This is a genomic window from Klebsiella sp. Lac1 (assembly GCF_009825425.1).
Classification (GTDB): domain Bacteria; phylum Pseudomonadota; class Gammaproteobacteria; order Enterobacterales; family Enterobacteriaceae; genus Klebsiella; species Klebsiella electrica.
In genome coordinates this window covers 1,121,320-1,140,342 of record NZ_VJZJ01000001.1, presented here as the reverse complement: position 1 = coordinate 1,140,342, position 19,023 = coordinate 1,121,320, and the positions used below count along the sequence as shown (strand labels likewise).

General features: G+C 59.8%; 18 protein-coding genes. 14 read left to right on the top strand and 4 right to left on the bottom strand.

Features of this window, described 5'->3' with window-relative positions; translation table 11 throughout:
* The first annotated feature begins 360 nt into the window (after nt 1-360).
* From xthA to FNY10_RS05360, 8 genes are all read left to right on the top strand, one after another.
* On the top strand, nt 361-1,167 hold the full coding sequence (xthA, locus tag FNY10_RS05395; protein ID WP_100686071.1) for an exodeoxyribonuclease III: 807 nt from the start codon (nt 361-363) through the stop codon (nt 1,165-1,167).
* A gap of 249 nt (nt 1,168-1,416) precedes the next feature.
* Nucleotides 1,417-2,055: a TVP38/TMEM64 family protein gene (locus FNY10_RS05390; RefSeq protein ID WP_131049748.1), complete on the top strand. Its 639-nt coding sequence runs from the start codon at nt 1,417-1,419 to the stop codon at nt 2,053-2,055.
* Nucleotides 2,042-2,749: a TVP38/TMEM64 family protein gene (locus tag FNY10_RS05385; protein ID WP_131049681.1), complete on the top strand. Its 708-nt coding sequence runs from the start codon at nt 2,042-2,044 to the stop codon at nt 2,747-2,749. Before FNY10_RS05390 ends, FNY10_RS05385 begins: the two co-directional genes overlap by 14 nt.
* Entirely contained in the window at nt 2,749-3,312 is a 564-nt protein-coding gene (locus FNY10_RS05380; protein ID WP_131049682.1) for a carboxymuconolactone decarboxylase family protein, read from the top strand. Before FNY10_RS05385 ends, FNY10_RS05380 begins: the two co-directional genes overlap by 1 nt.
* Nucleotides 3,313-3,325: 13 nt before the next feature.
* Nucleotides 3,326-4,495, top strand: coding sequence for an ABC transporter substrate-binding protein (locus FNY10_RS05375; protein WP_160704047.1), 1,170 nt, complete (start codon nt 3,326-3,328; stop codon nt 4,493-4,495).
* Nucleotides 4,468-6,003, top strand: coding sequence for an ABC transporter permease subunit (locus FNY10_RS05370; protein WP_160703728.1), 1,536 nt, complete (start codon nt 4,468-4,470; stop codon nt 6,001-6,003). The genes FNY10_RS05375 and FNY10_RS05370 overlap by 28 nt, the downstream gene beginning before the upstream one ends.
* A complete protein-coding gene (locus tag FNY10_RS05365; RefSeq protein WP_131049685.1) occupies nt 6,003-6,635 on the top strand; it encodes an ATP-binding cassette domain-containing protein in 633 nt (210 codons plus the stop codon). The genes FNY10_RS05370 and FNY10_RS05365 overlap by 1 nt, the downstream gene beginning before the upstream one ends.
* An 87-nt stretch (nt 6,636-6,722) precedes the next feature.
* Entirely contained in the window at nt 6,723-8,030 is a 1,308-nt protein-coding gene (locus FNY10_RS05360; RefSeq protein ID WP_160703730.1) for a rhodanese-like domain-containing protein, read from the top strand.
* A gap of 5 nt (nt 8,031-8,035) precedes the next feature.
* Here the strand turns inward: FNY10_RS05360 and FNY10_RS05355 are convergent, their stop codons facing one another.
* On the bottom strand, nt 8,036-8,665 hold the full coding sequence (locus FNY10_RS05355) for a CDP-alcohol phosphatidyltransferase family protein (RefSeq protein ID WP_160703732.1): 630 nt from the start codon (nt 8,663-8,665) through the stop codon (nt 8,036-8,038).
* 86 nt (nt 8,666-8,751) lie between these two features.
* On the opposite strand from FNY10_RS05355, the gene FNY10_RS05350 reads away from it, so the two are divergent.
* A complete protein-coding gene (locus tag FNY10_RS05350) occupies nt 8,752-9,162 on the top strand; it encodes a pyrimidine (deoxy)nucleoside triphosphate diphosphatase (protein ID WP_131049688.1) in 411 nt (136 codons plus the stop codon).
* A gap of 267 nt (nt 9,163-9,429) precedes the next feature.
* Nucleotides 9,430-10,773 carry an NADP-specific glutamate dehydrogenase gene (gene gdhA, locus FNY10_RS05345; protein WP_160703734.1) on the top strand — a complete coding sequence of 448 codons (1,344 nt, stop codon included), beginning with the start codon at nt 9,430-9,432 and terminating at the stop codon, nt 10,771-10,773.
* A gap of 81 nt (nt 10,774-10,854) precedes the next feature.
* Here the strand turns inward: gdhA and FNY10_RS05340 are convergent, their stop codons facing one another.
* On the bottom strand, nt 10,855-12,807 hold the full coding sequence (locus FNY10_RS05340) for a DNA topoisomerase III (protein WP_160703736.1): 1,953 nt from the start codon (nt 12,805-12,807) through the stop codon (nt 10,855-10,857).
* A 4-nt stretch (nt 12,808-12,811) separates the two neighbouring features.
* Nucleotides 12,812-13,855: a selenide, water dikinase SelD gene (gene selD, locus FNY10_RS05335; protein WP_160703738.1), complete on the bottom strand. Its 1,044-nt coding sequence runs from the start codon at nt 13,853-13,855 to the stop codon at nt 12,812-12,814.
* A gap of 117 nt (nt 13,856-13,972) precedes the next feature.
* Between selD and FNY10_RS05330 the strand changes: the two genes are divergently transcribed.
* Nucleotides 13,973-14,263, top strand: a complete 291-nt coding sequence (locus tag FNY10_RS05330) for a hypothetical protein (RefSeq protein ID WP_160703740.1) — start codon at nt 13,973-13,975, stop codon at nt 14,261-14,263.
* A complete protein-coding gene (locus FNY10_RS05325; RefSeq protein ID WP_160703742.1) occupies nt 14,253-15,182 on the top strand; it encodes a haloacid dehalogenase-like hydrolase in 930 nt (309 codons plus the stop codon). The genes FNY10_RS05330 and FNY10_RS05325 overlap by 11 nt, the downstream gene beginning before the upstream one ends.
* Nucleotides 15,183-15,275: 93 nt before the next feature.
* Here FNY10_RS05325 and FNY10_RS05320 read toward each other — a convergent pair whose 3' ends face one another.
* Nucleotides 15,276-15,827: an NAD(P)H nitroreductase gene (locus FNY10_RS05320; RefSeq protein ID WP_160703744.1), complete on the bottom strand. Its 552-nt coding sequence runs from the start codon at nt 15,825-15,827 to the stop codon at nt 15,276-15,278.
* Nucleotides 15,828-15,992: 165 nt separating this feature from the next.
* Here FNY10_RS05320 and sppA point away from each other — a divergent pair, with 165 nt between their 5' ends.
* Together sppA and ansA are read left to right on the top strand one after the other, a co-directional pair.
* Complete coding sequence (gene sppA / locus FNY10_RS05315; RefSeq protein WP_100684953.1) at nt 15,993-17,846, top strand: signal peptide peptidase SppA; 1,854 nt, start codon at nt 15,993-15,995, stop codon at nt 17,844-17,846.
* Between the two features lie 157 nt (nt 17,847-18,003).
* Nucleotides 18,004-19,020 carry an asparaginase gene (gene ansA, locus FNY10_RS05310; RefSeq protein WP_160703746.1) on the top strand — a complete coding sequence of 339 codons (1,017 nt, stop codon included), beginning with the start codon at nt 18,004-18,006 and terminating at the stop codon, nt 19,018-19,020.
* Nucleotides 19,021-19,023: the final 3 nt, after the last annotated feature.

Sequence of the window (19,023 nt, the reverse complement as noted above, 5' to 3'; positions counted from 1 at the left end):
CCAGCCAGAGGAAAAAATGCATAAATCGGAGTCAGGCAAGGAATATCAATAAGTTACGATTTCAATTTATGCACATCAAATGCATAAATAGTGAATAAATATCTTACCCCTCGGCAACAGCAGTGAATAAATCAGATAGTTTATGCATCAGTAAGATATAATTCTGTATTTGTGATCCTCTACGAAATTTATCGTAGATATTCGCCCTTTTTTAGCGCAGGCTGCGCCGGAATGGTGCACGCGGGTTATGCCAGCACTGCCAATCGGAACAACAGGCACAATAAAATACCTTCCGGCAGCCAGCCCGACGAATTTCTGCTACCATCCCTGCACTATTCACCTTGCACAGTGGCAGCGACTATGAAATTTCTCTCTTTTAATATCAACGGCCTGCGTGCCCGACCCCACCAGCTGGCCGCCATCGTCGACAAACATCAGCCTGACGTTATTGGCTTACAGGAAACCAAAGTACACGACGACATGTTTCCGCTCGAAGAGGTGGCAAAACTCGGGTACAACGTGTTCTACCACGGTCAAAAAGGGCACTACGGCGTGGCGCTGCTGACCAAAGAGACGCCGGTCTCAGTGCGCCGCGGTTTCCCGGACGACGGCGAAGAGGCCCAGCGGCGCATCATCATGGCGGAAATTCCGTCCGCATTCGGCAATGTGACGGTGATCAACGGCTATTTCCCGCAGGGCGAAAGCCGCGACCACGCAACTAAGTTCCCGGCAAAAGCGGCGTTTTACCAGAATCTGCAAAACTATCTCGATAGTGAGCTGAACAAAGATAATCCGCTGCTGATCATGGGTGATATGAACATCAGCCCAACCGACCTTGACATCGGCATTGGCGAAGAGAACCGTAAGCGCTGGCTGCGCACCGGTAAGTGCTCATTCCTGCCGGAAGAGCGTGAGTGGATGGCGCGCCTGCTGGACTGGGGCCTGGTTGACACCTGGCGTCAGGCCAATCCCGATAGCCAGGATCGCTTCTCATGGTTTGACTACCGTTCCAAAGGCTTTGACGATAACCGCGGGCTGCGTATCGACCTGCTGCTGGCAAGCTCTCCACTGGCGCAGCGCTGCGTAGAAACCGGTATTGATTACGACATTCGCGGTATGGAAAAACCGTCCGACCATGCGCCGGTCTGGGCCACCTTCAAACCGTAACGCGCTTTCTCCCTCGACTCTCCCGGCCTGACGGCCGCGGAGAGTGCGCTTATCCTGAGCAAAATCAATAAATCCGCGGTAAGACATTGTTGCGGCTTGCCATTTATTATACTGTCGCGCACGCCCTGGCGACCGGGGCGCAGGTTCACGGAACGCGGTAAAAACAGGAGATCCCCATGCAAAAGAAGCCGTCATAAAGCAGACTCTCAGCTGCTGCTGATTCTCGCCCTGCTCTGCGCCACGGCGGCGATTGTCTCCTTCTCTGGCTTTGCCGACCTGCTGACCCACTTCCGTCAACTGCAGGCGCTGATCCAACACAGCGGCCCGCTCGGCTGGACGCTCTATGTTGCCTTATTTATCGTCGCCACCCTGTGCCTGATTCCGGGCAGTATCCTGGTGATGGTCGGCGGCGTGGTCTTTGGCCCGGTATGGGGCACCCTGCTATCGCTGTGTGCGGCCACGGTGGCCTCGGCGCTCTCTTTCTTGCTGGCCCGCTGGCTGGGTCGCGATCTGCTGCTGAAATATGCCGGACATACCGCCACCTTTCAGGCTATTGAACGCGGAATTGCCCGCAGCGGTACAGATTTCCTGATTTTTACCCGCCTGGTGCCGCTGTTTCCGTACAACATTCAAAACTATGCCTATGGCCTGACCGCCATTCCATTCGGCTCATTTATGCTGATATCGCTCCTGACGACCCTGCCGGGGCTGTTTATCTATACTCTGATGGCGAGCGAACTCGCCAGAGAGGGCATTACGTTGGGGTTTATACTGAAACTGAGCCTCGCCGGCCTCGCCTTATTTGGCATCATTCAGGGCGCCAAAATCTTTGCCCGGCGGCGACAGATCGATCCCGACAAGCTGCAGGCTAGCCATGAAGAAAAATAACGCGCGTCTCATCTGGCGCGCTCGCGCGGCGCTAGTCCTCATTGTCGTGGCCGCGCTCGTCGCCTGGTGGCGTATCCCCGCCGTGAATGCGTTTATTCAGCACAGTCTGGCGGCCTTTTCCGCCTTAGATCAGCACGCCATTGAGCGCTTTATTCACGCCTACGGGCCGCAGGCGGCACTGGTTTCCTTCGCCTTAATGATCCTGCAGGCCGTCGTGGCGCCGCTCCCCGCCTTTCTGATCACCTTCGCTAACGCTTCTTTGTTTGGCGCTTTCTGGGGCGCTGCACTTTCCTGGACCAGCGCCATGGCCGGCGCCGCGCTGTGTTTTTTTATCGCCAGAGTGCTGGGCCGCGAAGCGGTTGAAAAGCTGACCGGCAAAACGGTGCTGCGCAGTATGGACGCCTTCTTCGACCGCTACGGTCAACAGACGGTATTGATCTGTCGGCTGCTGCCGTTTGTCCCCTTTGATCCTATCAGCTATGCGGCGGGTCTGACCTCGATTCGCTTTCGCCAGTTTATGTTCGCCACCGGTATCGGCCAGTTGCCTGCCACGCTGGTGTACTCGTGGGTGGGCAGCCAGTTAACCGGCGGGACATTCTGGTTTATTAGCGCATTATCCGTTCTGTTTGCGCTGACGCTGATTATCTTTATAGCTAAAGCCCGCTATCTCGAACGTCATAAGAGGAAGTCCTGATGAGGTTGTCGCCGCTGCGCACCATCCCCCTGATCCTGCGCCCGCAGACCTGGCTGCATCGTCGCCATTACGGCGAAGTGCTTAGCCCTGTTCGCTGGTGGGGACGTATTCCGTGGCTCTTTTATCTGCTGTCGATGTTTGTCGGCTATCTTGAACGCAAGCGTTCGCCCCTTGATCCGGTGCTGCGCGCGCTGGTCAGCGCCCGCGTCGCCCAGATGTGTCGGTGCGAATTTTGCGTGGACATCACCAGCATGAAGCTGGCTGAACGCACCGGCAACCACGATAAACTCCTCGCCGTCGCCAGCTGGCGCCAGAGCCCATTGTTCAGCGAAAACGAACGTCTGGCGCTAGAGTATGCCGAAGCCGCCAGCCTGACGCCGCCAACCGTCGACGATGCTCTGCGCGGCAAGCTGATGGCGCGATTTGATGCCCAGGCCCTGACCGAACTCACGGCGCTGATCGGCTTACAAAATCTGTCGGCACGCTTTAATTCCGCCATGGCGATCCCGGCGCAGGGCCTGTGCCAGATCCCCCCGGCGGACTCGGCAAAAGACCCCCAATAATAAGGAGCGGATGATGCGCTACTGTTTACTCTGGCTCGCGGCGCTGCTGTGCGCCCCGCTTGCCGCTCACGCCGACGATAGCTGGCAACAGATAGCTCGCCAGGCCCGCGGACAGACGGTCTGGTTTAATGCCTGGGGCGGCGACCCGGCGGTAAATCGCTATCTCGACTGGGTCAGCGCCGAAGTGAAGCGCGACTATGCCATCGACCTGCGCATCGTGCATATCGCCGATGCCGCGGATACGGTAAAGCGCCTGCAAACGGAAGCCCGTGCCGGGCGCAAGCAAAACGGCTCCGTCGATCTGCTGTGGGTTAACGGTGAGAACTTCCGTACCCTGAAAACCGCCAACCTGCTGCAAACCGGGTGGGCCCAGACGCTGCCAAACTGGCGCTATGTTGATACCCGCCAGCCGGTGCGTGAGGATTTCTCCCTGCCGACCGAAGGTGCAGAGTCCCCGTGGGGCAGCGCGCAGCTCACCTTTATCGCCCGAGGCACACAGACGCCGACGCCGCCAGACAGTCCTGAGGCGCTGCTGACCTTTGCCGCCGCGCATCGCGGCGAGGTCACCTATCCGCGTCCGCCGGACTTTACCGGCACCGCCTTTATTGAGCAGTTGCTGATGAGTCTGACGGAACGCCCGGAGGCGCTGCGCCTCCCCCCGGACCCACAGACGTTTGCCGCCGTCACCGCGCCGCTGTGGCGCTATCTCGACCGGCTTCATCCTCTGCTGTGGCGGGAGGGGCGCGATTTCCCGGCCTCACCAGCCCGCATGGATGCCATGCTGGCGAACGGCACGCTCCGGCTGTCGCTGACGTTTAACCCGCTGCATGCCCGGCAAAAAGCGGTTAGCGGTGAGCTGCCGAAAGACAGCTATGGCTTTGGTTTTACGCACGGGATGCTCGGTAATGTGCACTTCGTGACCATTCCGGCCAATGCGCGCGCCCCGGCGGGCGCCAGAGTGGTAGCCAACTTCCTGCTCTCCCCGGCGGCGCAATTGCGTAAGGCTGACCCGGCGGTGTGGGGCGACCCCAGCGTGTTGAACCCGCAGAGCTTACCCAACGACCAGCGCCAGGCGCTACAGGCGCTGACTCCGCAAAACCGACCGCCGGTACTGGCGGAACCCCACGCAGCCTGGGTTGATGCCCTGGAGCAGGAATGGCTGCGCCGTTACGGTACCCACTGATTCTGCTGGCCTGGGGAAGCATGGCGCTGATTTATCTGCCCGTCTTCCCGGCCATTGCGCTCATGCTCGCGCCGGCGTTCCGCCTCGCCTGCTGGCAGACGCTGTTCGTCGATCCGCAGATTTGGCAGGCGCTGGCGGCGACGCTTATCTCCACGCTCCTCGCGGTCGGCGGCGCGCTGCTGATAAGCCTGAGCGTCGTCGCCGCGCTCTGGCCCTCCCGCGGCTGGCGGCAGCTGGCGGGACGCCTGCCGCTGCTGTTAGCCGTACCTCATGTCGCCTTTGCCACCGCCGCGCTGCTGCTTTTCGCCGAAGGCGGCTGGCTGTATCGCATCTGTTCCGTTTGCTCCCCGCTGGCCGATCGCTACGGCATCGGTCTGGGGCTGACGATGGCCATCAAAGAGAGTGGTTTTTTGCTGTGGGTTATCTACGGTCTGCTGAGCGAAAAGCGCCTGGCGGAGCAGGCCACGATTCTCAAAAGCCAGGGATACGGCCGCTGGCAGTGTCTGAACTGGCTGATACTGCCGACGCTGGCGCCCGCGCTTGCGGTCGTGCTGGTGGCGACCACCGCCTGGAGCCTGTCGACGGTGGATGTCGCGCTGGTGATCGGTCCGGGCAACCCGCCAACGCTTGCGGTACTCGCCTGGCAATGGTTAAACCACGGCGATGATAGGCAGCAGGCGAAAGGCGCCCTCGCCAGCCTGCTGTTGCTGCTCATCCTGGGAGGGTTGCTTGTTTGCGCCTGGGGCGGATGGCGCCTCTGGCAACGACGGGTCCCTGACCTGCGAGGCATTCGTCGTGCGCAGCCGCGCGCGCTCGCCGGGCGGCTGCTGGCAATCGGCCTGCCGTTGAGCGGTCTGCTTTGCGCGCTGCTGCTGGCGGCACTGGCACACAGCGCCTCTGCGCTAAGCGATAGCCTGGCGAACAGCCTCGGGCTGGCGCTTCTCGCCTGCCTGGCGGGGGCGCTTATCTGCCTGCTGTGGCTGGAGTGCGGCCCCTCCCGCGGCGATAGCTGGGTCTGGCTACCGCTGGTCCTGCCTGCACTACCGCTGGCCGACGCTCAGTATCAACTGGCGCTGTCTGCCTGGCTGGATGGGCAATTCGCCACCGTCTTGTGGGGCCACCTGCTGTGGGTGGTGCCGTGGATGCTGTTTGTTCTGCGCCCGGCGTGGCGTCACCGCGACCCGCGGCTGACGCTGGTGGCGCGAACCCTTGGCTGGGGGCGCTGGCAGCAATTCTGGCGGGTAAAACTGCCGATGCTGATACGCCCGCTGCTGATGGCGCTGGCCGTCGGCTTCTCGGTAAGCATTGCCCAGTATCTGCCCACCCTGTGGCTGGGTGCCGGGCGGACGCCGACGTTAACCAGCGAAGCCGTAGCGCTCAGCAGCGGCGGCGATACGCCAACGCTTGCCGCGCAGGCGTTATGGCAGCTACTGCTGCCGGCGATGGTCTTTTCCCTGACCGCCCTGCTGGCCTGGCTGGCAGGCCGCTATCGACGAGGATTACGCTAGTGCTTACCGTAAACAACCTGACCCTGACGCTGCACCATCGTCCTCTGCTGCGGGAAATCGCATTTTCCGTCTCGCCGGGCGAAGTGCTGACGCTGATGGGGCCATCCGGCAGCGGTAAGTCCACACTGTTCGCCTGGATGATTGGCGCGCTGGAGGCCCCTTTTCGCGCCAGCGGCGAACTGTGGCTCAACAATGAACGCTGCGATGAACGCCCCACCGAGCGGCGGCGGATCGGGATTTTGTTTCAGGATGCGCTGCTGTTCGACCATTTCAGCGTCGGGCAAAACCTGCTGCTGGCGCTACCGGCAGACATCCGCGGCGCGGCGCGTAAAATTCAGGTCCAGCAGGCGCTGGAACGGGCCGGGCTGGCCGGGTTCTGTTCCCGCGATCCGGCGACGCTGTCCGGCGGTCAGCGCGCCCGCGTCAGCCTGCTCCGCGCCCTGCTGGCCCGTCCGCTGGCGCTACTGCTCGATGAGCCGTTTAACCGCCTTGACGCCGAACTACGCGCCGATTTTCGCCGCTGGGTTTTTGATGAGCTGGCGCGCCTCGCCATCCCGGCGGTGCTGGTGACTCACGACAGTGACGATGTTCCGGCCCGCGGCCGCTGTCTGAATATGCGCAACTGGCAATGAAAACTCTGCTAACCTGCGTTATCGCAAAGAATTCCCCACGGGGGCGGCGGAAAATGTGCGCTCAATTTTTTCTTGTCGGGCACTTCGATGAAACGTGTTTCTCAATTGACCGCACTCGCCCTGCTGATCGGGCTTGCTGCTTCCACCTCCTTCGCCGCTGAAACCATGCCAACGCTGACGCTCTCCACCCTACAACAGCAGCACGGTATCGCAATTGATACACGTCTGAGCGCGTTCTACAACGGCTGGCCCCAACGGGCTAACGGCCCGCAGGGTCACGAACCGCAGGCGCTGAATCTCTCCGCCAGTTGGCTCAGTGCCATGAACGATGAACAGCTTAGCGCATGGGCCAGACAGCATCAGCTGCGGGCCGATACCCCCGTCGCGCTGTACGGCAGCGATGCAGACAACGCGAAAGTGGCCGCGCGCCTGCAGGCCGCAGGGTTTACCCGTCTCAGCACCCTTAGCGATGCGCTGAGTCAACCCGAGCGCCTGCAAAAACTGCCGCACTTTGAGCAGCTGGTTTACCCGCAGTGGCTGCATGACCTCCAGCAGGGTAAAGCGGTGACCGCCGCACCGGCCGGAGAGTGGAAAGTGATTGAAGCGGCCTGGGGGGCGCCCAAATTCTATCTGCTGAATCATATTCCCGGCGCCGGCTATATCGATACCAACGAGGTGGAGAGCGAACCGCTGTGGAATAAGGTCTCCGATGCCCAGCTGAAAGCGCTGCTGGCGAAACAGGGTATTCGTCATGACACGACGGTGATTCTCTACGGCCGCGACGTCTACGCCGCCGCCCGCGTGGCGCAGATTCTGCTGTACGCCGGGGTAAAAGATGTGCGTCTGCTCGACGGCGGCTGGAAAACCTGGTCCGATGCCGGTCTGCCGGTCGAACGCGGGATGCCGCCGGAACCCAAACCGGCCCCCGACTTCGGCGCGCCGATTCCCGGTCAGCCGCAGCTGATGCTGAATATGGCGCAGGCGCGCGCGCTGCTGCATCGTCAGGATGCGTCGCTGGTCAGTATCCGTTCCTGGCCGGAGTTTATCGGCACCACCAGCGGCTATAGCTATATCAAGCCAAAAGGCGAGATTGCCGGCGCCCGCTGGGGACACGCCGGGAGCGACTCCACCCATATGCAGGACTTCCACAACCCGGACGGCACCATGCGCAGCGCGGAGGATATCGCCGCCATGTGGCGACAGTGGAATATCCGTCCCGATCAGCAGGTCTCGTTCTACTGCGGCACCGGCTGGCGCGCCTCAGAGACCTTTATGTACGCCCGCGCCATGGGCTGGAAAAATATCTCGGTGTACGATGGCGGCTGGTACGAATGGAGCAGCGACCCGAAAAATCCGGTGCAGACCGGCGTACGCGGACCGGAGAGTAGTCAGTAACCGCCTTACGCCTGACGCTGAAGCTGAAGCTGCTTCAGCGTCAGGTAGCCGCTGTAAATTCGAGTGGCGGTGGTCAGCCAGCAGAGCGCGCCGAACAGCCACGCCAGCCAGGCGAACTGCGCGGGAAACAGGCAGCACAGCACGAACAGCAGGATGGTTTCACTCCCCTCCGTCAATCCCCCGAGATAGTAAAACGACTTATGGGCGTAGCCCGGATTGGTTAGCTGATGCTTTGCCGCCAGCGCGGCAAAGGCGAGAAAGCTGCTGCCGGTGCCGATAAAAGAAAACAACAGCCAGCCTCCGGCCACGGCGTTCTGCGCCGGATCGGCGAGAATAAACCCGAACGGCACCAGGGCATAAAACAGAAAGTCGAGAGCAATATCGAGAAATCCCCCCGCATCGGTCAACCCGCGGCGACGCGCCAGCGCGCCATCTAATCCGTCGAGAAGCCGGTTCACGACAATCGCCACCAGCGCCGCCCCGTACCAACGCAGCCCGAGAAACGGCAGCGCCAGAACGCCGATGACGAATCCCGTCAGGGTCACACCGTCGGCGCAGACGCCGAGGCGGTCCAGTCGCGCGGCGCAAATATTGAGCAAGGGTTTCAGGCGGGGATGCAGATGACTATCGAGCACGACATATCTCCGATGGGCTAAAGGTTGTCTGGCACAGACAAAGGTGGTGATAATAGGCCATTATCCTGCCCGGAACGATGATTCAGATGCAAAAAACGCTTGATGTTGTAGCCGCCATTATTGAACAGGATGGCAAAATTCTGCTGGCGCAGCGCCCGTCCCACGCCGATCAGCCCGGCCTATGGGAATTTGCCGGCGGCAAAGTGGAAGCTGGCGAGAGCCAGCCGCAGGCGCTTATCCGCGAACTGCAGGAGGAGCTCGGCATTACGGCGCAAGTTGAGCGTTATATCGCCAGTCATCAACGGGAGGTCTCCGGCCGCCTGATTCACCTGCACGCCTGGTGGGTGGCGCGCTTTAGCGGCCTTCCCAGCGCCCACTATCATCGCCAGCTGCGCTGGTGCACGCCGCAAGAGGCGCTCACCTTCGACCTTGCTCCGGCGGATATTCCGCTGCTGAACGCGTTTATTGCCCAACGCGCCGCCGGGCTTCCCCGCTAATTCCCTGCCACTGGCGTCATCGTTTTTAGTTATGACTGACGCCAGATTATAAATTTTCCTGTCTGGATAATTTTTCCTTGCTTGCCTAACGATTCCCGGTGTTATAGTCGGAAAATCGGTCTTTTCAAGGGCCGAATAATAAAAAAAGAGATACAAAATCATTCAGATTGCCTCAGGCGGCCGCCCAGGCGCTTCGAAGCGGACAGCGAAGCAATCTGCACGTGACGCGTATACATGCAACCACAACCATAAGGGGAAATTATATCTATGGATCAGATGTGTACTCTGGAAAGCTTTCTTACCCGCGTTCAACAGCGCGACCCGCAACAAACCGAATTTGCTCAGGCTGTCCGCGAAGTGATGACCACGCTGTGGCCCTTCCTTGAAGAAAACCCGCGCTATCGCCAGCTCTCTTTGCTGGAACGTCTGGTTGAACCAGAGCGCGCTATTCAGTTCCGCGTCGTCTGGGTCGACGACCGCAATCAGGTTCAGGTTAACCGCGCCTGGCGCGTGCAGTTCAACTCGGCAATTGGCCCGTACAAGGGCGGCATGCGTTTCCACCCGTCGGTCAACCTGTCGATCCTGAAGTTCCTCGGCTTTGAACAGACCTTTAAAAACGCCCTCACCACGCTGCCAATGGGCGGCGGAAAAGGCGGCAGCGACTTCGATCCGAAAGGAAAGAGCGATGGCGAAGTGATGCGCTTCTGTCAGGCACTGATGACCGAACTGTATCGCCATTTGGGCCCGGACACCGACGTTCCGGCAGGCGATATTGGCGTTGGCGGTCGTGAAGTCGGCTTTATGGCCGGGATGATGCGTAAACTCGCCAACAACAGCGCCTGCGTATTCACCGGTAAAGGGCTCTCCTTCGGCGGCAGCCTGATTCGTCCGGAAGCGACCGGCTATGGTCTGGTGTACTTTACCGACGCGATGCTCAAGCGTCACGGTCTAGGCTTCGAAGGGATGCGGGTGGCGGTTTCCGGTTCCGGTAACGTGGCGCAATATGCTATCGAAAAAGCGATGACCCTCGGCGCCCGCGTGATCACCGCCTCCGACTCCAGCGGCACCGTTGTCGATGAAGGCGGCTTTACCCCGGAAAAACTGGCCCGTCTGTGCGAAATCAAAGCCAGCCGCGATGGCCGCGTTGCCGACTACGCCCGCGAGTATGGTCTGACCTACCTCGAAGGCAAACAGCCGTGGTCCGTTCCTGTGGATATCGCACTGCCTTGCGCCACGCAAAACGAACTGGACGCCGATGCGGCGCGTCTGCTGATCGCTAACGGCGTGAAGGCCGTTGCCGAAGGCGCTAACATGCCGACCACCATCGCCGCCACCGATCTGTTCCTTGATGCGGGCGTGCTGTTCGCGCCTGGCAAGGCGGCGAACGCCGGCGGCGTCGCCACTTCCGGCCTCGAAATGGCGCAGAACGCCGCCCGCCTGAGCTGGAAGGCGGAGAAGGTCGACGCCCGTCTGCATCACATCATGCTGGACATTCACCACGCCTGCGTTGAATACGGCGGCGAAGCGCGGCAGACCAACTACGTCCGCGGCGCCAATATCGCCGGTTTCGTCAAAGTGGCCGATGCCATGCTGGCGCAGGGCGTCATTTAAGACGTCGCGGTTCCCTGCCGCCGTCCCTTAAGACGGGGATGAGCGGCAACCATAAAAAAACCCCGGAAATCCGGGGTTTTTTTATGGTTTTTCCGCAACGGAGTCCGCCGCAGGCTTTTTGTCTTTCGCTTTCGCTTTGGTTTTACCTTTACTGAAACTCTTTTTACCGCCGCCCGGCGCGACAATGCCGCGGAACTGACGCACCGGCGTACTCCTGGCCTGCTCAATCAGCTGGTAAAGCGTGCCGACCAGCGGCTGCATAAAGTCCTGATAGCGGCACTGCTTCTCGCTAATTTGCGTCAGTACCGACTCCCAGTGAGCGGTCATGTCCGGGCGGGCCGCCATCTCCGGCAGGGAGTGAATCAGCGCGCGCCCGGCATCGGAGGAGTGAATATAACGGCCCTTTTTGACTAAAAAGCCCCGCTTAAACAGCAGCTCGATAATCCCGGCGCGGGTCGCTTCCGTCCCCAGGCCGTCGGTCGCACGCAGAATCTTTTTCAGATCTTTATCCTGCACAAAGCGGGCAATCCCGGTCATCGCCGACAGCAGCGTTGCATCGGTAAAATAGCGCGGCGGCTGAGTTTGCCGCTCCACCACTTCGCCCTTTTCACACAGCAGCTCGTCGTCTTTTGCCACCACCGGCAGCGGAGTACCGTCGTTCTCTTCGTCCCGCTCTTTGTTGCCCAGCAGCGCGCGCCAGCCGGCTTCGGCGAGGAAACGCGCTTTGGCGACAAATTTGCCATTGGCAATATCAAGATCGATCTGACACTTGCGGAAGACCGCATCCGGGCAGAACTGCATCAGATACTGACGGGCAATCAGGCCATACACCTTCTCTTCGTTATCGGACAGTTTCACCTGGCTGCTGCGGGCGGTCGGGATGATCGCATGGTGCGCATCCACTTTTTTATCGTCCCAGCAGCGGTTACGGATTTCCAGATCCACCGCCGGCTGCGGCAGCAGATCCGCCGCATGCACCGCGATGGCATTAAGAACCGCATGCCGACCGGCAAAATGCTCTTCCGGCAGATAGCGGCTGTCCGAACGCGGATAGGTAATCAGTTTGTGGGTTTCATACAGTTTCTGACAGATATCCAGCACGTTTTGCGCGCTAAAGCCAAAGCGCTTCGCCGCCTCAATCTGCAACGTCGAAAGCGAAAACGGCAGCGGCGCCGGTTCTGAATCCCGCTTATCGTTGTAGGCGGTCACCCGCGCCGGCTGGCCCTCAATACGCGCCACCACATGTTCAGCCAGCGGACGATGCAGCAGACGCCCCTCTTCATCCTGATACGGCTCGCAGGCATCGCTCGGCACCCAGGTGGCGACGAAACGCTCATCCTTCGGCGTCACGATATGCGCCTTGACGTCAAAGAAATCTTTAGCGACGAAGTTCTCAATCTCTTCGTCACGCCGCACCACCAGCCCCAGCACCGGCGTCTGCACCCGACCGACCGACAGCACGCCCTGGTAGCCGGCATTGCGGCCGAGCAGCGTATAGGCGCGGGTCATGTTAATCCCGTACAGCCAGTCAGCGCGGGCGCGGGCCAGAGCCGAAACGCAGAGCGGAATAAACTCGCTGTTGGCGCGCAGGCGAGAAATCGCCCGCTCCACCGCCTGCGGGTTGAGATCGTTAATCAGGCAGCGCTGGACCTGCTGGCGCTTTTCCGGCGCCAGCTGCAGGTAGTCGAGAACTTCGTCGACCAGCAGCTGCCCCTCTCTGTCCGGGTCACCGGCGTGAATCACCTCCTGCGCATCGCCCAGCAGACGCTTGATGACGTTGAGCTGTTTGGTGACCGACGGTTTGGGCTGCAGCTGCCACTTCTCCGGCACAATCGGCAGGTCGAGCAGATTCCAGCGCGCATAGCGCCCGTCATAGACGTCGGGCTGAGCCTGCTCGAGCAGATGGCCGATACACCAGGTGACCACCTGCCCGTTACCGCACTCAATATAACCATCGCCTTTGCGATGCGGCTTAGGGAGCACATCGGCGATGGCGCGGCCGAGACTGGGTTTTTCCGCAATAAACAACCGCATGTAATCAACGGATCTCGATCATAGGACGTCCGCCGCGTGCGGTCACCAACTCGCCGATGGCGGCAAGCTTAATCCCGAACTCTTCGGCTACGGCCCGCGCTTCGCCTTCGGCTTCCGGCGTCACCGCCAGCAGCAGACCGCCGGAGGTTTGCGGGTCACACAGCAGATCGCGCCACGCCGCTGGCATGTCGCCCATCAGATGGCCGTAGCTGGCAAAGTTGCGCCCGGTGCCACCGGGAACGGCGCCCGCCGCAATGTACTCTTCAACGCCCGGCAGTTTCGGGATATCCGCGTAGTTGAGCAGCGCCTGAACACCCGCGCCACGGCACACTTCGCTCAGGTGGCCCAGCAGGCCGAAGCCGGTGACGTCGGTCATCGCTTTTACGCCGCCGAGGGTGGCAAAGGCCGCACCGGCGAGGTTCATCTGGCACATGGTTTCCGTCGCCAGCCCCTGGTGCTCCGGTTTGAGCAGCGATTTTTTCTCGGCGGTGGTCAGCACGCCAATGCCTAACGGCTTGGTGAGATAGAGTTTGCAGCCCGCCCCGGCGGTGCTGTTTCTCTTGATTCGCTCGGTCGGCACCACGCCGGTGACCGCCAGACCGAAAATCGGCTCCGGCGCGTCAATCGAGTGGCCGCCCGCCAGGGAGATGCCCGCCTGCTGGCAGGCAAAACGCCCGCCGTCCACTACTTCGCGGGCAATTTCCGGCGCCAGGGTATTAATCGGCCAGCCAAGGATGGCAATCGCCATAATCGGTTTTCCACCCATCGCGAAAATGTCGCTGATGGCGTTGGTGGCGGCGATACGGCCAAAGTCGAACGGGCTGTCGACTATCGGCATAAAAAAGTCGGTAGTGCTGATGATCGACGTCCCGTTGCCCAGGTCATAAACCGCCGCATCATCGCTGGTCTCATTCCCCACCAGCAGGTGCGGATCGATAAACTTCGCCCGATCGCTCTTCAGGATCGTTTCCAGTACTTTAGGGGAAATTTTACAACCACAACCGGCTCCGTGGCTGTATTGCGTTAAACGAATAGCTTGCTCGCTCATGGACATCTCCTGTCATTGCAATCCCGCTATGGTAGCGCTCAAACGCCGGGGTGGTAAGTATGACAGTCTGAAATCGCGAGTGGTTGCTCATTAAGCAGACAAATAGACGATTTTGCGATGGACAAGCCGCATGACCTCGCCATCTTCACTATTTGGTCAGTTGCAGCGCGTGGCGCTCCTCCTGGATTGCTAAACGCCGCTGATCTCCCACCAGCTCGCTTTGCGCTGTGCCGCCATTTCACTAAAACGGTTCACTCGTGGGACCTAAGTGATTTATCTTTAATTCGAGCAAAGATGGCTGAAACAATTGCGGTAAATGGATGCCAGTGTTGCTGTTTCGCCAGCCAGCGGCGGCAGGCGAAACAGCAACACTGGCTCAGCGACGAGGAATATCCCGATGAAAACTAAACGCCTGCTGGACTGCTGCGCTTCCGATTTTGTGTCAATGGATAAAGAGCAACTGCTGTATGCCATTCGCGCCAGCGAAGGTCGGGTAATGGTCAGTGAATCTATCGCCATCACTCAGCCATTGCTGAACAATGTCACCAATGCCGAGCTTGCCGCATCGCAAGGTGCGGATATCTTGCTGATTAATATGTTTGACAGTGAAAATCCGCATATTGAGGGGTTGCCTGCCGGTATCGCGGCGGACAAAACGCTGCATGAACTGCAGCGCCTGACCGGGCGTATTATTGGCGTCAATCTGGAGGCGGTAGACCCGGAATTTGCGGTTGCCCATGACGATATCTGGAAAATGAGGCCGGGGCGCTCGGCTACGGCTGACAATGCCCGTAAGCTGGTCGCGATGGGGGCGAAAATTCTGCTGTTAACGGGCAACCCGAATAACGGGGTCAGCAACCGGGCGCTGGCGATAGCCGCCGGGGAGATTCGCCAGGCGGTGGGCGACAGCGCAGTGATTATCACCGGGAAAATGCACGGCGCGGGAGTCGTAGGTGAAAGCGGCAGCAGCATTATCAGCGAGCAGGATGTCATCGCCTTCGCCGCCCAGGGGGCGGATATTGTGTTGCTCCCGGCCCCAGGCACGATACCAGGAATGAGTCAGCAACGAGTGGCATCGCTTATTGAGACTGCGCATGCGCATGGCGCGCTGGCGATGACGGCGATTGGGACTTCCCAGGAAGGCGCTGATGTCGGCACCCTTCGTCAGATAGCCTTGATGAGTAAAATGGCGGGCGCCGACCTGCACCATATTGGCGATACGGGCTATATGGGAGTGGCATTACCGGAGAATATTCTGGCCTACAGTATTGCGATTCGCGGAGTCAGGCATACCTACACCCGCATCGCTCGTTCCGTTTATCGCTAAACACCCTGGCAGAGCGATGTTGACGCCGAGCGGATTGTCGGCGCGACAGCCCGGCGCGGTATGCCTGCCGGGCTGTTCTTACTCAGCATTGGTTCAGAAACGGACCACAAACGGCGCGGTGTCCGGCAGAGAAACGGTGGTTGAAGCTTTAAGCTGCGGCGTTCCCAGATAGAGAAAACCGACGATTTTATCCTGCTCGCGGCAGGCGAATCCTTCACGGACGATCGGGCTTTCGGTCAATGCGCCGCTGCGCCAGATGCCGTTAAAGCCCTGCGCAACCGCCGCCATCTGCATGGCCATCACCGCGCAGCCGGCAGACATTTCCTGCTCCCATTTCGGCACCTTCGGGTGATCTTCGCAGCGGGCGACGACGGTAATAATCAGCGGCGCGCGGAACGGCGCGCTGCGGGCCTTTTCAATGCCTTTGTCATCCTGCCCGGCCGCAATCGCCCCTTTCTCCAGCAGTTGACTGAAGCGTTCGCGGCCATCATCGGAAATAATAAAGAAACGCCAGGGCTGCAGCGTCCCGTGATCCGGGGCGCGCAATCCGGCGCGAAGAATGTTTTCCAGTTGTTCGCCGGCCGGTGCCGGCTCTGCGAGGCGCGAGGCGCTACGGCGGTTTATCAGTAGTTCGAGAGCATCCATCGATGTGACTCCTGTGCTGTCATTTTGCATAAAATTAACATGCGCAAGAATTTTGTTACAGCACGACCGGTGATTCCTGCTGACAACCGTCAGCCGTCTCTTTAGGATAACCAGACGCGGCAACCCATGCGGTTGGCCCATTTTTAACAATGTTAGGGAGAATACATGCGAACTCTTTGGCGGCTGCTCGCCGGATTTTTTAAATGGACATGGCGGGTACTCAACTTTATTCGCCAGCTCGCACTGAACGTGGTTTTCCTGTTGCTGGTCCTGGTGTGTGTCGGTATCTGGGCACAGTTCAGCAGCACCACAACGGAACATCCCGCTCGCGGTGCGCTGCTGATGGATATCACCGGCGTGGTGGTCGATAAACCGTCCGCCAGCAGCAAACTCGGCGTGATCGGTCGTCAGCTCTTTGGGGCCAGTTCCGACCGTCTCCAGGAAAACTCGCTGTTTGATATCGTACAGACCATTCGCCAGGCGAAAGATGACCGCAATATCACCGGCATCGTACTGGATCTGAAAAATTTTGCCGGCGGCGATCAGCCTTCGATGCAGTATATCGGTAAGGCGCTGCGTGAATTCCGCGATAGCGGAAAACCGGTGTATGCCGTGGGGAGCAACTACAGCCAGGGGCAGTATTATCTGGCGAGCTTCGCCAATAAAATCTGGCTCTCGCCGCAGGGTGACGTCGACCTGCACGGCTTTGCCACCAACGGCCTGTATTACAAATCGCTGCTCGACAAGCTGAAAGTCTCGACGCACGTTTTCCGCGTCGGGACCTATAAATCGGCGGTCGAGCCGTTTATCCGCGACGATATGTCGCCTGCCGCGCGTGAAGCCGACAGTCGCTGGATTGGCGAGCTGTGGCAAAACTATCTCAATACCATCGCCGCTAACCGCCAAATCACCGCGCAGCAGCTGTTCCCTGGCGCTCAGGGCCTGATTGACGGTCTGCGTAAAGTGGACGGCGATACGGCGCAATACGCGCTGAACAACAAGCTGGTTGATGAACTGGGCACCGCCACCGACGTGGAGAAGGCGCTGACTAAACAGTTCGGCTGGAGCAAAGAGGATAATCACTATCGCGCGATCAGCTATTACGATTACAGCGTGAAAACGCCGTCCGACCAGGGTGCCGCCATTGCGGTTATCTTCGCTAACGGCGCGATTATGGACGGTGAAGAGACGCCGGGTAATGTCGGAGGAGACACGACCGCCGCGCAGATTCGCGATGCTCGCCTCGATCCGAAGGTGAAAGCGATTGTCCTGCGCGTCAACAGCCCGGGCGGCAGCGTCAGCGCCTCGGAAGTGATTCGTGAAGAGCTGGCGGCGGCGAAAGCGGCGGGTAAACCGGTGGTGGTCTCCATGGGCGGCATGGCGGCTTCCGGCGGCTACTGGATCTCCACGCCGGCCAACTATATCGTCGCCAACCCTAGCACTCTCACAGGCTCGATTGGCATCTTCGGCGTCATTAACACCGTCGAAAATACGCTGGCCTCGATCGGCGTTCATACCGATGGCGTGGCGACATCGGCGCTGGCCGATGTTTCAACCACCAAATCGCTGCCGCCTGAAGTTCAGCAATTGATGCAGTTGAGCATTGAAAACGGCTACAAACGCTTTATCACTCTGGTCGCCAACGCGCGTAACAGCACGCCGGAGAAAATCGACCAGATTGCCCAGGGCCATGTCTGGACCGGTGAAGATGCGAAAGCCAACGGGCTGGTCGATAGCCTGGGCGACTTTGACGACGCGGTGGCGAAAGCCGCGGAGCTGGCGAAGCTGAAACAGTGGCATATCAGCTACTATCAGGAAGAGCCGACGTTCTTCTCGATGGTTCTCGACAGCCTGACCGGTTCGGTACGCGCGTCGCTGCCTGCGGCGCTGCAGGCCTGGCTGCCGGCACCGGTTGCCGCCGCAGCCAATGCCGTCAAGGCCGAAAGCGATAAGCTCGCCGCGTTCAACGATCCGCAGAACCGCTACGCGTTCTGCTTAACCTGCGCCAATATCCGCTAGTCCCCCTCGTTTGACCCGTTCCCCCCGACAACGTCAGTGTTGTCGGGGGGAATGCGCGCGCCACGCCCCCGTACCGCGAAGTATAACGGGGATTGCGCTGTATTTTTTTAGCGGTCACTTTATACTGCGCCTGTCTACGTCCAACCTAAGCGATGATATGCAAAAGAAATCGATTTACGTTGCCTACACCGGTGGGACCATCGGTATGCAGCGCTCAGAACACGGCTATATCCCCGTTTCCGGCCACCTGCAGCGTCAGCTGGCGCTGATGCCTGAGTTCCACCGTCCGGAGATGCCGGACTTTACGATCCATGAGTATGAGCCGCTGATGGACTCTTCCGATATGACGCCGGAAGACTGGCAGCACATCGCCGACGACATCCGCGCGCATTACGACGAGTACGACGGCTTTGTTATCCTGCACGGGACGGACACCATGGCCTTTACCGCCTCAGCGCTGTCGTTCATGCTGGAGCATCTGGGCAAACCGGTTATTGTGACAGGGTCACAAATCCCGTTGGCCGAGCTGCGCTCCGACGGGCAGATCAATTTGCTCAATGCCCTGTACGTTGCCGCGAATTACCCGATTAATGAAGTGGCGCTGTTCTTCAATAATCGTCTGTATCGCGGCAACCGCACAACCAAAGCCCATGCCGATGGTTTCGACGCCTTCGCCTCCCCCAATCTGGCGCCTTTACTGGAAGCCGGGATCCACATTCGTCGCCTCGGCACGCCACCTGCGCCACAGGGTACCGGCGAGCTGATTGTCCATCCCATCACGCCGCAGCCGATTGGCGTCGTCACTATCTATCCGGGCATTTCCGCCGACGTGGTGCGTAATTTCCTGCGCCAGCCGGTGAAAGCGTTGATCCTGCGCTCCTATGGCGTCGGCAACGCCCCGCAAAACGGCGAGTTTATCCAGGTTCTGGCAGAAGCCAGCCAGCGCGGGATCGTGGTCATCAACCTGACCCAGTGCATGTCCGGGAAGGTCAATATGGGCGGGTATGCCACCGGTAACGCCCTCGCCCAGGCGGGCGTCATTAGCGGTTTTGATATGACCGTTGAGGCCACGCTGACCAAACTACATTATCTGCTGAGCCAGAACCTGAGCGTCGATGAGATTCGCAACCTGATGCAGAAAAACCTGCGTGGCGAACTGACCCCCGATGAGTAAGGA

Excerpts from the sequence above, each read along its gene's own strand:
- FNY10_RS05340 (WP_160703736.1), bottom strand. The coding sequence starts at position 12,807 with ATGCGGTTGTTTATTGCGGAAAAACCCAGTCTCGGCCGCGCCATCGCC.
- FNY10_RS05325 (WP_160703742.1), top strand. The coding sequence starts at position 14,253 with ATGAAAACTAAACGCCTGCTGGACTGCTGCGCTTCCGATTTTGTGTCA.
- FNY10_RS05330 (WP_160703740.1), top strand. The coding sequence starts at position 13,973 with ATGGACAAGCCGCATGACCTCGCCATCTTCACTATTTGGTCAGTTGCA.
- sppA (WP_100684953.1), top strand. The coding sequence starts at position 15,993 with ATGCGAACTCTTTGGCGGCTGCTCGCCGGATTTTTTAAATGGACATGG.
- selD (WP_160703738.1), bottom strand. The coding sequence starts at position 13,855 with ATGAGCGAGCAAGCTATTCGTTTAACGCAATACAGCCACGGAGCCGGT.
- FNY10_RS05370 (WP_160703728.1), top strand. The coding sequence starts at position 4,468 with ATGGCTGCGCCGTTACGGTACCCACTGATTCTGCTGGCCTGGGGAAGC.
- FNY10_RS05380 (WP_131049682.1), top strand. The coding sequence starts at position 2,749 with ATGAGGTTGTCGCCGCTGCGCACCATCCCCCTGATCCTGCGCCCGCAG.
- FNY10_RS05360 (WP_160703730.1), top strand. The coding sequence starts at position 6,723 with ATGAAACGTGTTTCTCAATTGACCGCACTCGCCCTGCTGATCGGGCTT.
- FNY10_RS05385 (WP_131049681.1), top strand. The coding sequence starts at position 2,042 with ATGAAGAAAAATAACGCGCGTCTCATCTGGCGCGCTCGCGCGGCGCTA.
- ansA (WP_160703746.1), top strand. The coding sequence starts at position 18,004 with ATGCAAAAGAAATCGATTTACGTTGCCTACACCGGTGGGACCATCGGT.
- FNY10_RS05350 (WP_131049688.1), top strand. The coding sequence starts at position 8,752 with ATGCAAAAAACGCTTGATGTTGTAGCCGCCATTATTGAACAGGATGGC.
- FNY10_RS05320 (WP_160703744.1), bottom strand. The coding sequence starts at position 15,827 with ATGGATGCTCTCGAACTACTGATAAACCGCCGTAGCGCCTCGCGCCTC.
- FNY10_RS05375 (WP_160704047.1), top strand. The coding sequence starts at position 3,326 with ATGCGCTACTGTTTACTCTGGCTCGCGGCGCTGCTGTGCGCCCCGCTT.
- gdhA (WP_160703734.1), top strand. The coding sequence starts at position 9,430 with ATGGATCAGATGTGTACTCTGGAAAGCTTTCTTACCCGCGTTCAACAG.
- xthA (WP_100686071.1), top strand. The coding sequence starts at position 361 with ATGAAATTTCTCTCTTTTAATATCAACGGCCTGCGTGCCCGACCCCAC.